The sequence below is a fragment of the Streptomyces colonosanans genome, assembly GCF_001866645.1.
In the GTDB taxonomy this organism is placed as follows: Bacteria; Actinomycetota; Actinomycetes; order Streptomycetales; family Streptomycetaceae; genus Streptomyces; species Streptomyces colonosanans.
The window spans coordinates 49775-61372 of sequence record NZ_MLYP01000082.1 but is presented as its reverse complement, the minus strand read 5'-3'; the positions used below and the strand labels follow the sequence as shown (position 1 = coordinate 61372).

The following is an 11598-nucleotide window of genomic DNA, read 5'->3' as shown; positions in this document are numbered from 1 at the left end:
CGGACAAACACAGCAATGGGGCGCTGGACCGGGAACAGGCCCTCGCCAACGGCTAGCGCAACACCGACCCGGCCGGGAGTCCGGGGGTTGCCCCCGGACAAACACAGCAATGGGGCGCTGGACCGGGAACAGGCCCTCGCCAACGGCTGACGCACCGTGACAGCGCGAAGGCCCGGGCCTCCCCCACGGAACCCGGGCCTTCCCCTTCCGGTGGCGCCCGTCACGCCGCCACCGGCACCTCCGGCGCCGCGTCATCAGCGGCCGGCGCGAGCGCCAGCTCCAGGACCTGGCGGACGTCGGTGACGGTGTGGACGTCCAGCTTGTCCAGTACCTCGGCAGGGACGTCGTCCAGGTCGGGTTCGTTGCGCTTCGGAATGACGACGGTCGTCACGCCCGCCCGGTGCGCGGCGAGCAGCTTCTGCTTCACCCCGCCGATCGGCAGCACGCGGCCCGTCAGCGACACCTCGCCCGTCATCGCCACGTCCGTACGGACCAGGCGGCCGGACAGGAGCGAGGCCAGCGCGGTCGTCATCGTGATGCCCGCGCTCGGGCCGTCCTTGGGAACCGCGCCCGCCGGGAAGTGGATGTGCACACCCCGGTCCTTCAGGTCACCGACCGGGAGCTCCAGTTCGGCGCCGTGGGAGCGCAGGAAGCTCAGCGCGATCTGCGCCGACTCCTTCATCACGTCACCGAGCTGACCGGTGAGGGTCAGGCCCGCCGCGCCCGTCTCCGGGTCGGCCAGCGACGCCTCGACATACAGGACGTCACCGCCGGCGCCGGTGACCGCGAGACCGGTCGCCACGCCGGGGACGGCCGTACGCCGCTCGGCCGGGTCCTGGGCGGACTCGGGCACGTGGTGCGGACGCCCGAGCAGCCCGCGCAGGTCCTCGTCGCGGACAGTGAACGGCAGTTCCCTGGCACCCAGTTCGTGCTGCGCTGCGACCTTGCGGAGCAGGCGTGCGATCGAGCGCTCCAGGTTCCGTACGCCCGCCTCCCGGGTGTACTCGCCGGCGAGCTTGCGCAGCGCGCCCTCGTCGATCGTGACCTCGTCCCCGTGCAGGCCCGCCCGCTCCAGCTGGCGCGGGAGCAGGTGGTCGCGGGCGATGACGACCTTCTCGTCCTCGGTGTAGCCGTCCAGCCGGACCAGCTCCATACGATCGAGCAGCGCCTCCGGGATGGCTTCGCGGACGTTCGCCGTGGCGAGGAACACGACGTCGGACAGGTCGAGTTCGACCTCCAGATAGTGATCCCGGAAGGTGTGGTTCTGTGCCGGGTCCAGGACCTCCAGGAGGGCGGCGGCCGGATCGCCGCGGAAGTCGGAGCCCACCTTGTCGATCTCGTCGAGCAGGACGACCGGGTTCATCGAGCCGGCCTCCTTGATCGCACGGACGATCCGGCCGGGCAGCGCGCCCACGTACGTGCGCCGGTGGCCGCGGATCTCGGCCTCGTCGCGTACGCCGCCGAGCGCGACCCGGACGAACTTCCGCCCCATGGCGTGCGCGACCGATTCGCCCAGACTCGTCTTTCCCACACCGGGAGGCCCGACCAGCGCGAGCACGGCACCCCCGCGCCGCCCGCCGACGACGCCCAGACCCCGGTCGGCGCGCCGCTTGCGCACCGCCAGGTATTCGGTGATCCGCTCCTTCACGTCCTCCAGACCCGCGTGCTCCGCGTCGAGGACGGCCTTGGCACCCTGGATGTCGTACGCGTCCTCGGTGCGCTCGTTCCACGGCAGTTCGAGCACCGTGTCCAGCCACGTGCGGATCCACGACCCCTCGGGCGACTGGTCGGAGGACCGCTCCAGCTTGTCGACCTCCTTGAGGGCGGCCTCGCGGACCTTCTCGGGGAGGTCGGCGGCCTCCACGCGGGCCCGGTAGTCGTCGGACTCCTCACCGCCCTCGGTGTCGCCGTTCAGCTCACGCAGCTCCTTGCGGACGGCCTCCAGCTGACGGCGTAGCAGGAACTCGCGCTGCTGCTTGTCGACGCCCTCCTGGACGTCCTTGGCGATGGACTCGGCGACATCCTGCTCGGTGAGGTGGTCGCGCAGTTGTTGGGTGGCGAGTTTCAGCCGGGCGACAGGATCGGCGGTCTGAAGGAGTTCCACCTTCTGCTCGGTGGTCAGGAAGGGCGAGTAACCGGAGTTGTCGGCGAGCGCGGAGACATCGTCGATGGCCTGGACGCGGTCCACGACCTGCCAGGCGCCCCGCTTCCTCAGCCAGCTGGTGGCAAGGGCCTTGTACTCCTTGACGAGTTCGGCCACATGGCCGGGCAGCGGGTCGGGAACGGTCTCGTCGATCCGCGTCCCCTCCACCCACAGCGCCGCACCCGGACCGGTCGTCCCAGCGCCGATCCGCACCCGGCCGCGGCCCCGGATCAGGGCGCCCGGGTCGCCGTCGGCCAGCCGGCCGACCTGCTCGACGGTGCCGAGCACACCGGTGCTCGGGTAGGTGCCGTCGATACGGGGGACCAGGAGCACCCTCGGCTTGCCTGGTTCCGAGCGCGCGGCGGCCTGGGCGGCCTCCACCGCGGCGCGCACATCGGCGTCGTTCAGGTCCAGCGGAACGACCATCCCCGGCAGCACGACATCCTCGTCGAGCGGCAGCACAGGCAGGGTGAGCGATGCGGACGTCGAAGCCATGATCTCCCCTTCGGCAGTCAAGTTGAGTTATGCCGACTCAATGCGCGGAAGGATTCGAATGTTCCCCGGAGGGTGTTCGCTGTGAGCGATCAGCCCCTGCGGCCACGCTCCGCCCGGTGAAAAGCAGTTGCCCCACCCAGGTCCGCCACTCGTACGGTCTCCCCCATGACCGACACGGAGATCCTGCTCGCCGCCTACGACGACCAGATGCGCGGCGCCCCGCCCACTCCTCCCCTCGGCGTGACCTACGAGCAGGACGGCCCGCTGCTGCGGATCGTCGGCCAGTTCCGGGGGTTCGTCAGCGGGCCGCGCGACCTCGGGGTGCACGGGGCGGAACTGGACCGGCTGATCAGCCGTCAGCGTGACTTCTTCGCCGCCCGGAGCTCGGCGCTGGAGTGGAAGACGCGCGGGCACGACGTCCCGGCCGACCTCCCCGACCGGCTGCGCGCCGCGGGGTTCGTCCCCGAGGACCAGGAGACGGTGCTCGTCGGCCGCGCCGACGAGATGGCCGCGCGACAGCCCGTCCTGCCGGAGGGCGTCACGCTGCGGCGTGTCACGGCCGACGCGGACATGCACCGTATCGCCGCCATGGAGTCGGCCGTCTGGGGGCAGGACTGGGGCTGGCTCGCGGACGACCTGATCGGCCAGGTCGCCGCCGCGCCGGACGAGATCGCGGTCTACGTCGCCGAGGCGGACGGGGAGGTGGTCTCCGCGGCCTGGCTGGCGTTCCGGGCGGGCACGGAGTTCGCCAGCCTGTGGGGCGGCTCGACGCTCGCCGAGTGGCGGGGCCGGGGCATCTACCGCGCCCTCGTCGCGGTGCGCGCCGGACTCGCCGTGGAACGCGGAGTCCGCTACCTCCACGTGGACGCGTCCGACGACAGCTCCCCGATCCTGCGCCGGCTGGGTTTCCGGGCGGTCACCACGACCACGCCGTACGTGTGGACGCCACCGGTCTCCTGACCCCATCTGCGCGCCGACGGCACGCTTACGACTGGGGAGCAAGAGGGAGCGGCGTCGCGGCGTCCGGCACGGCCGCTCACGGCGTTGCCGAAACGTCCTGGTAGCTCCGCTACGAGGACCTTCCGGCGCCTTGCGGTCGACCGCACCGGACGCCGCTCCTTCACCCACTCCCTCTTGCTCCCCAGGTCGTTACCCCGAGGACGGACGGGGGCCGGTCCGCTGCCAGCGCCGCACCAGCGGCCACATCCCGACGCCGATCGCCAGGGACAGCAGATGGCCCCAGTCCGACATCGGGTCCACGAATTCGATCAGGTCCTGGAGCAGCACTGCGCTGGACACGATGAGAACCATCCAGCGCAGCCACGGCCGCAGCAGGCCTGTCAGCGCGCCGACGCTCGCCGCGACGCCGAAGCTGATGCCGTAGTCGAGGCGGTGCAGGGAGCTGTGGGGCAGCTCGCCCGCCAGCACCAGGACGCCGACCGGGATCTCGGTGGCCAGGGTCGCGAGTGTATGGCCGAGCAGGAAGACGACGGCCGTGCGCGCGCCGCCTATCCGCCGCTCCAGCGCTGTCAGGGCAAGCAGGAAGACGAGCGCGAACGACGAGGTCACCCCGCCCGAGATCCACAGCGCGCTGGCGAGCAGCACCAGCGCCGGGCTCTGCATCAGGTGCGCGACGTCGGTGCTGGACGCCTGGTACAGGGCGGACACCAGCGACGGATCGGCGTACTCGGCGAACAGGGACGTCAGGACGAGGACCGCGGAGTACCCGAAGGTGAAGGGCGTGCCCGTGGGGGTGGGCAGGAGCAGCCAGGGGCGCGGGCCCGAGCTGGGCGCCGGGGACGGTGCGCAGGGAGGCGATGCCGTGCGCTGGCGCGGCATGCCGTCCAGGAGCGGCACGCCCGCCTCGGGAGCCGTGAGCGTGGCGTCGGCCGCCGAGACCGTGCGTTCCAAGTGCGGCGCTCCTTCCCTCACGTCCCGCCTTTGGCGCCCCGCGGGTTGCCGTCCATGACGGATGCCACACGAGAGGCGGATTCACACCAACTCCCCAAGTGTTTCATGCAACTTCGGGGCGTATGGGTGAACTGCTGTTCTCGGCTTGCGGGCCCTCGGGGATAACCTCCCGGGCGCGGACGGCCCGTTCACGGTGCGTGCCGGCGCCTCTCACGACCCGTTCGACGCTCCTACCGCCGGAAATCCCTCGTCCACGACGGCCCCGCGTCACCACAATGAGACCCATGCCTCATCCGTACGACACCTACGACACCCCACAGATCCTGGACCGTCGCCAGGGCCCGCATGGCGAGGTCGTGCTGCGGCGCCACGGCGGGCTCCTGCAGATCATCGCCAACGGCTGTTTCCTGATGGACACCTCGGACGGGCGTTCGGAACAGCTGCTCGTCGACGTCGCGTGCGACGCCCTCTCCGGGCGCCCGCGGCCGAGCGTGCTGATCGGCGGCCTCGGGGTCGGCTTCTCGCTCGCACACGCCGCCGAGGACCCGCGCTGGGGACGTATCACCGTCGTCGAACGCGAGCGCGCCATCATCGACTGGCACCTCGACGGCCCGCTGTCCGCCCTCTCCTCCCGAGCGCTCGCCGACCCACGCACCGGCATCCTCGAAGCCGACCTCGTCCGTTACGTGCATGAGACGACGGACACGTACGACGCGCTGTGCCTCGACATCGACAACGGGCCCGACTGGACGGTCACGGAGGACAATGACAGCCTGTACTCGGCCTCTGGACTCGCAAGCTGCGCAAGGGTGTTGACACCTGGTGGCGTACTCGCGGTGTGGTCCGCACAGCCCTCTTCGGATTTCGAAGGAACCCTACGGAATGCCGGGTTCCAGCAGGTGCGCACCGAAGAGGTCCCCGTTGCCCGGGGCGTTCCCGATGTCGTGCACCTCGCGGTCAGACCTGGATAGCCGACTCGCGGTAACTCCCCGTACGCTGCTTCCCTGACGCGGATCATCCACGCGTCGAGCGCAGTCATGGGATCTCCCCACGGATTCCGGAAAGCACACTCAGGGGCGGGCGATGGAGCAGACACACACCTCGCACAACGGCACGGCGGCAACCCCGGGCGCCCAGCGACGGGTTCTGGTGGTCGAGGACGACCCGACGATCATCGACGCCATCGCCGCCCGCTTGCGCGCCGAGGGATTCCTCGTGCAAACGGCCGTCGACGGCCCGGCGGCCGTGGACACGGCCGAGGCCTGGCAGCCGGACCTGCTGATCCTCGACATCATGCTGCCGGGCTTCGACGGCCTGGAAGTGTGCCGTCGGGTGCAGGCGCAGCGTCCGGTGCCGGTGCTGATGCTCACCGCGCGCGACGACGAGACGGACATGCTGGTCGGGCTCGGCGTCGGCGCCGACGACTACATGACCAAGCCGTTCTCGATGCGGGAGCTGGCGGCGCGGGTGCATGTCCTGCTGCGCCGCGTGGAGCGGGCCGCGTTGGCCGCCGCGACGCCGCGCAGCGGCATGCTGCGGCTGGGCGAGCTGGAGATCGACCATGCGCAGCGCCGGGTCCGGGTGCGCAGCGAGGACGTCCATCTGACGCCCACCGAGTTCGACCTGCTCGTATGCCTGGCCAACACACCGCGCGCCGTGCTCTCGCGCGAGCAGCTGCTCGCGGAGGTGTGGGACTGGGCGGACGCCTCCGGTACGCGCACGGTGGACAGTCACATCAAGGCCCTGCGGCGGAAGATCGGCGCGGAGCGCATCCGGACCGTGCACGGCGTCGGCTACGCGCTGGAGACACCGACGCCATGAGCGGCGGGCCGCCCGCTCGGAGGAGCCCCGGGGAGCCCTGGGGCGGCGTACGCCCGTTCTCCATCAAGACCAAGCTGGGCGCGCTGGTCGTCATATCGGTGCTGATCACCACGGGCCTGCTGCTGATCGCGGTGCGCACGGCGACGGAGCTCCGCTTCATCACGGTGTTCTCGATGATCGCCACCCTGCTGATCACGCAGTTCGTGGCGCACTCGCTCACCGCGCCGCTGGACGAGATGAACGCCGTGGCCCGCTCGATCTCGCACGGTGACTACTCGCGCCGGGTGCGCGACCACCGCCGGGACGAGCTGGGCGACCTGGCCCACACGATCAACCTGATGGCCGACGAGCTGGAGGCCCAGGACCGCCAGCGCAAGGAACTGGTGGCGAACGTCTCGCACGAACTGCGTACACCCATCGCGGGCCTGCGCGCGGTGCTGGAGAACATTGTGGACGGGGTCACGGAGGCCGACCCCGAGACGATGCGCACGGCCCTGAAACAGACGGAGCGCCTGGGGCGCCTGGTGGAGACCCTGCTGGACCTCTCGCGTCTGGACCACGGCGTCGTCCTGCTGAAGCGGCGCCGCTTCGAAGTGTGGCCCTATCTCTCGGGCGTCCTCAAAGAGGCGCAGATGGCGTCCTCCGCGCGCGCGGGCATCGCCTCGGACACCGGCAGCCACAGCCGAACGGACGTCCATCTGCACCTCGACGTCTCCCCGCCGGAGCTGACCGCTCGCGCGGACCCCGAGCGCCTCCACCAGGTCGTCGCCAATCTGATCGACAACGCGGTCAAGCACAGCCCGCCGCACGGCCGGGTGACGGTGAAGGCCCGGCGTGGTCCCACCCAGGAGTCCCTGGAGCTGGAGGTGCTGGACGAGGGTCCCGGTATCCCCCAGTCGGAGTGGCACCGGGTCTTCGAGCGCTTCAACCGCGGCGCCGTGAGCCGGCCGCACGGGCCGGGCAGCGACGGCGGCACGGGCCTGGGCCTGGCGATCGCCCGCTGGGCGGTGGATCTGCACGGTGGCCGGATCGGTGTGGCCGAATCCCCACGCGGCTGCCGGATCCAGGTCACTCTTCCGGGGGAGCCATCTGTGTCGAGTTGACGTAGGGTTCGAAGCGGAGCAACAAGATCGATGCGCGTCCCCGCAGGCGGAGCCGCATGCGATCAGGCAAGGGCCCCGCGCATTCCCGCGCCGGGCCGGGGTCGCCGTACCCGATTCAGACCGGAACCACGCTTGTTTCCCGCCGATTCCACCCCCGAAACACGCTTTCCGATGTGACATACGCGACGATGAACCGGTCCGACCTGACCTTCCCGGCCGGGGAGGCGTAGCCTTAATCCCCGCTGTCCATCACCTTGCGAAGCGGAAGAGGGCGGTTGCCGCCGTGTCGCCACAGTCCCCCAGTAACTCGAGTGTCTCGACCGACGACCAGGCCGGGAAGAACCCTGCAGCCGCGTTCGGTGCGAACGAGTGGCTCGTCGACGAGATCTATCAGCAGTACCTCCAGGACCCGAATTCGGTAGACCGCGCCTGGTGGGACTTCTTCGCCGACTACAAGCCGGGGGCAGCTGCGCCCTCGGCTGCGGCGGGTACTGCGGCCGCGGGGGCCGCGGGGTCCACCACGACGACGCCCGCCGCCCCGGCCGCCGCTCCTGCGGCTCCCGCAGTACCGCAGGCCCCGGCCGCACCGGCTCCGCAGCCCACCGCGCCCGCCCCGGCCAAGCCTGCCGCTCCCGCCGCAGCGAAGCCCGCCGCGGCACCCGCCAAGCCGAAGAAGGACGAACCTGTGGCCGAGGCCCCCGCTGGCCCCGAACTGGTGACGCTGCGCGGCCCCGCCGCCGCCGTCGCGAAGAACATGAACGCCTCCCTGGAGCTGCCCACGGCCACGTCCGTGCGCGCGGTCCCGGTGAAGCTGCTCTTCGACAACCGCATCGTCATCAACAACCACCTCAAGCGCGCCCGGGGCGGGAAGATCTCCTTCACGCACCTGATCGGCTACGCGATGGTCCAGGCCATCAAGGCCATGCCGTCGATGAACTGGTCGTTCGCGCAGAAGGACGGCAAGCCCACTCTCGTCAAGCCCGAGCACATCAACCTCGGCCTCGCCATCGACCTGGTGAAGCCGAACGGTGACCGCCAGCTCGTCGTCGCGGCGATCAAGAAGGCCGAGTCCCTGAACTTCTTCGAGTTCTGGCAGGCCTACGAGGACATCGTCCGCCGCGCCCGCGACGGCAAGCTGACGATGGACGACTTCACCGGTGTGACGGTCTCCCTCACCAACCCCGGCGGCCTCGGCACGGTCCACTCCGTGCCGCGTCTGATGCCCGGCCAGTCGGTGATCATGGGCGTCGGCTCGATGGACTACCCGGCGGAATTCCAGGGCACCTCCCAGGACACCCTGAACAAGCTCGGCGTCTCGAAGGTCATGACGCTCACGTCGACCTACGACCACCGGGTGATCCAGGGCGCCGCCTCCGGCGAGTTCCTGCGCGTCGTCGCGAACCTCCTCCTCGGCGAGAAGGGCTTCTACGACGAGATCTTCAAGGCCCTGCGCATCCCGTACGAGCCCGTCCGCTGGCTCAGGGACATCGACACCTCGCACGACGACGACGTCACCAAGGCGGCCCGCGTCTTCGAGCTGATCCACTCCTACCGGGTCCGCGGCCACGTCATGGCCGACACCGACCCGCTGGAGTACCGCCAGCGCAAGCACCCCGACCTGGACATCGTCGAGCACGGCCTCACCCTGTGGGACCTGGAGCGCGAGTTCGCGGTCGGCGGCTTCGCCGGCAAGTCGATGATGAAGCTGCGCGACATCCTCGGCGTGCTGCGCGACTCGTACTGCCGCACCACCGGCATCGAGTACATGCACATCCAGGACCCCAAGCAGCGCAAGTGGATCCAGGACCGTGTGGAGCGCCCGCACTCCAAGCCGGAGCGCGAGGAGCAGCTGCGCATCCTGCGCCGCCTGAACGCGGCGGAGGCCTTCGAGACCTTCCTGCAGACGAAGTACGTCGGCCAGAAGCGCTTCTCCCTGGAGGGCGGCGAGTCGGTCATCCCGCTGCTCGACGCGGTGATCGACAGCGCTGCCGAGTCGCGCCTGGACGAGGTCGTCGTCGGCATGGCCCACCGCGGCCGCCTGAACGTGCTCGCGAACATCGTCGGCAAGTCGTACGCGCAGATCTTCCGTGAGTTCGAGGGCAACCTCGACCCGAAGTCGATGCACGGCTCCGGCGACGTGAAGTACCACCTGGGCGCCGACGGCACCTTCACCGGCCTGGACGGCGAGCAGATCAAGGTCTCCCTGGTCGCGAACCCGTCGCACCTGGAGGCGGTGGACCCGGTCCTCGAGGGTGTCTCCCGCGCCAAGCAGGACGTCATCAACAAGGGCGGCACGGACTTCACGGTCATGCCGGTCGCGATCCACGGCGACGCGGCCTTCGCGGGCCAGGGCGTGGTGGCCGAGACCCTGAACATGTCGCAGCTGCGCGGCTACCGCACCGGCGGCACGGTCCACATCGTCATCAACAACCAGGTCGGCTTCACCGCTGCCCCGGAGGCGTCCCGCTCCTCGATGTACGCCACGGACGTGGCCCGCATGATCGAGGCCCCGATCTTCCACGTGAACGGCGACGACCCGGAGGCGGTCGTGCGCGTCGCGCATCTGGCCTTCGAGTTCCGCCAGGCGTTCAACAAGGACGTGGTGATCGACCTCATCTGCTACCGCCGCCGCGGTCACAACGAGTCGGACAACCCGGCCTTCACCCAGCCGCTGATGTACGACCTGATCGACAAGAAGCGCTCGGTGCGCAAGTTGTACACCGAGTCGCTGATCGGCCGGGGCGACATCACCCTGGAGGAGGCCGAGCAGGCCCTGCAGGACTACCAGGGCCAGCTGGAGAAGGTCTTCACCGAGGTCCGCGAGGCCACGTCGCAGCCGGCCGAGGCCGCCGCGCAGTACCCGCAGGACGGCTTCCCGGTGGCGGTCGACACGGCCGTCTCCGCCGAGGTCGTCAAGCGGATCGCCGAGTCCCAGGTCAACATCCCCGACCAGATCACCGTCCACCCGCGTCTGCTGCCCCAGCTGCAGCGCCGGGCGGCGATGGTCGAGGACGGCACGATCGACTGGGGCATGGGCGAGACCCTCGCGATCGGTTCGCTGCTGCTCGAGGGCGTCCCGGTCCGCCTGTCGGGCCAGGACTCGCGCCGCGGCACGTTCGGCCAGCGTCACGCGGTCCTCATCGACCGCAAGACGGGCGAGGACTTCACGCCGCTGCAGTACCTGTCCGAGGACCAGGCGCGTTACAACGTCTACGACTCCATGCTGTCCGAGTACGCGGCGATGGGCTTCGAGTACGGCTACTCGCTGGCCCGCCCGAACGCGCTGGTGATGTGGGAGGCCCAGTTCGGCGACTTCGTCAACGGCGCGCAGACCGTCGTGGACGAGTTCATCTCGTCGGCGGAGCAGAAGTGGGGCCAGACGTCCGGCGTCACGCTCCTGCTCCCGCACGGCTACGAGGGCCAGGGCCCGGACCACTCCTCGGCCCGCCCGGAGCGGTTCCTGCAGCTGTGCGCCCAGAACAACATGACGGTGGCCATGCCCACCTCGCCGTCAAACTACTTCCACCTCCTGCGGTGGCAGTCGCACAACCCGCACCACAAGCCGCTGGTGGTCTTCACGCCGAAGTCGATGCTGCGCCTCAAGGCCGCCGCGTCCAAGGCGGAGGAGTTCACGACGGGCCAGTTCCGCCCGGTCATCGGCGACGCCTCGGTGGACCCGGCCGCGGTCCGCAAGGTCGTCTTCACGGCCGGCAAGGTCTACTACGACCTCGACGCGGAGCGCCGCAAGCGCGGCGTGACGGACACGGCGATCATCCGCCTCGAGCGCCTGTACCCGCTGCCGGGTGCCGAGCTCCAGGAGGAGATCAAGAAGTACCCGAACGCCGAGAAGTACCTGTGGGCCCAGGAGGAGCCGGCGAACCAGGGCGCATGGCCGTTCATCGCCCTGAACCTCATCGACCACCTGGACCTGGCGGTCGGCGCGGACATCCCGCCGGGCGAGCGCCTGCGCCGCATCTCCCGCCCGCACGGCTCCTCCCCGGCCGTCGGTTCCGCGAAGCGGCACCAGGCGGAGCAGGAGCAGCTGGTGCGAGAGGTGTTCGAGGCGTGAGCCTCTGAGCCCACCTGACGACAGGGCCCGGTCCCGGGGATTCTTCCCGGGACCGG

At 70.2% G+C, this 11598-nt stretch carries 7 protein-coding genes; 5 read left to right on the top strand and 2 right to left on the bottom strand.

Features of this window, described 5'->3' with window-relative positions; translation table 11 throughout:
* Positions 1-220: 220 nt before the first annotated feature.
* Complete coding sequence (gene lon, locus BIV24_RS27530) at positions 221-2638, bottom strand: endopeptidase La (RefSeq protein WP_071369170.1); 2418 nt, start codon at positions 2636-2638, stop codon at positions 221-223.
* 165 nt (positions 2639-2803) lie between these two features.
* Between lon and BIV24_RS27525 the strand changes: the two genes are divergently transcribed.
* Complete coding sequence (locus BIV24_RS27525) at positions 2804-3598, top strand: GNAT family N-acetyltransferase (protein WP_071369169.1); 795 nt, start codon at positions 2804-2806, stop codon at positions 3596-3598.
* 189 nt (positions 3599-3787) lie between these two features.
* Here BIV24_RS27525 and BIV24_RS27520 read toward each other — a convergent pair whose 3' ends face one another.
* Complete coding sequence (locus BIV24_RS27520; protein ID WP_071369168.1) at positions 3788-4549, bottom strand: rhomboid-like protein; 762 nt, start codon at positions 4547-4549, stop codon at positions 3788-3790.
* 284 nt (positions 4550-4833) lie between these two features.
* Between BIV24_RS27520 and BIV24_RS27515 the strand changes: the two genes are divergently transcribed.
* From BIV24_RS27515 to BIV24_RS27500, 4 genes are all read left to right on the top strand, one after another.
* Positions 4834-5520 carry a spermidine synthase family protein gene (locus tag BIV24_RS27515; RefSeq protein WP_071369167.1) on the top strand — a complete coding sequence of 229 codons (687 nt, stop codon included), beginning with the start codon at positions 4834-4836 and terminating at the stop codon, positions 5518-5520.
* Positions 5521-5632: 112 nt separating this feature from the next.
* On the top strand, positions 5633-6370 hold the full coding sequence (locus BIV24_RS27510; protein WP_071369166.1) for a response regulator transcription factor: 738 nt from the start codon (positions 5633-5635) through the stop codon (positions 6368-6370).
* Complete coding sequence (locus BIV24_RS27505; protein ID WP_071369165.1) at positions 6367-7473, top strand: sensor histidine kinase; 1107 nt, start codon at positions 6367-6369, stop codon at positions 7471-7473. Before BIV24_RS27510 ends, BIV24_RS27505 begins: the two co-directional genes overlap by 4 nt.
* A gap of 283 nt (positions 7474-7756) precedes the next feature.
* Positions 7757-11542: a multifunctional oxoglutarate decarboxylase/oxoglutarate dehydrogenase thiamine pyrophosphate-binding subunit/dihydrolipoyllysine-residue succinyltransferase subunit gene (locus BIV24_RS27500; RefSeq protein ID WP_071369164.1), complete on the top strand. Its 3786-nt coding sequence runs from the start codon at positions 7757-7759 to the stop codon at positions 11540-11542.
* Positions 11543-11598: the final 56 nt, after the last annotated feature.

What these genes read in the sequence shown, in the direction of transcription:
- lon (WP_071369170.1), bottom strand. Translation starts at nt 2,638, where the DNA reads ATGGCTTCGACGTCCGCATCGCTCACCCTGCCTGTGCTGCCGCTCGAC.
- BIV24_RS27525 (WP_071369169.1), top strand. Translation starts at nt 2,804, where the DNA reads ATGACCGACACGGAGATCCTGCTCGCCGCCTACGACGACCAGATGCGC.
- BIV24_RS27515 (WP_071369167.1), top strand. Translation starts at nt 4,834, where the DNA reads ATGCCTCATCCGTACGACACCTACGACACCCCACAGATCCTGGACCGT.
- BIV24_RS27510 (WP_071369166.1), top strand. Translation starts at nt 5,633, where the DNA reads ATGGAGCAGACACACACCTCGCACAACGGCACGGCGGCAACCCCGGGC.
- BIV24_RS27505 (WP_071369165.1), top strand. Translation starts at nt 6,367, where the DNA reads ATGAGCGGCGGGCCGCCCGCTCGGAGGAGCCCCGGGGAGCCCTGGGGC.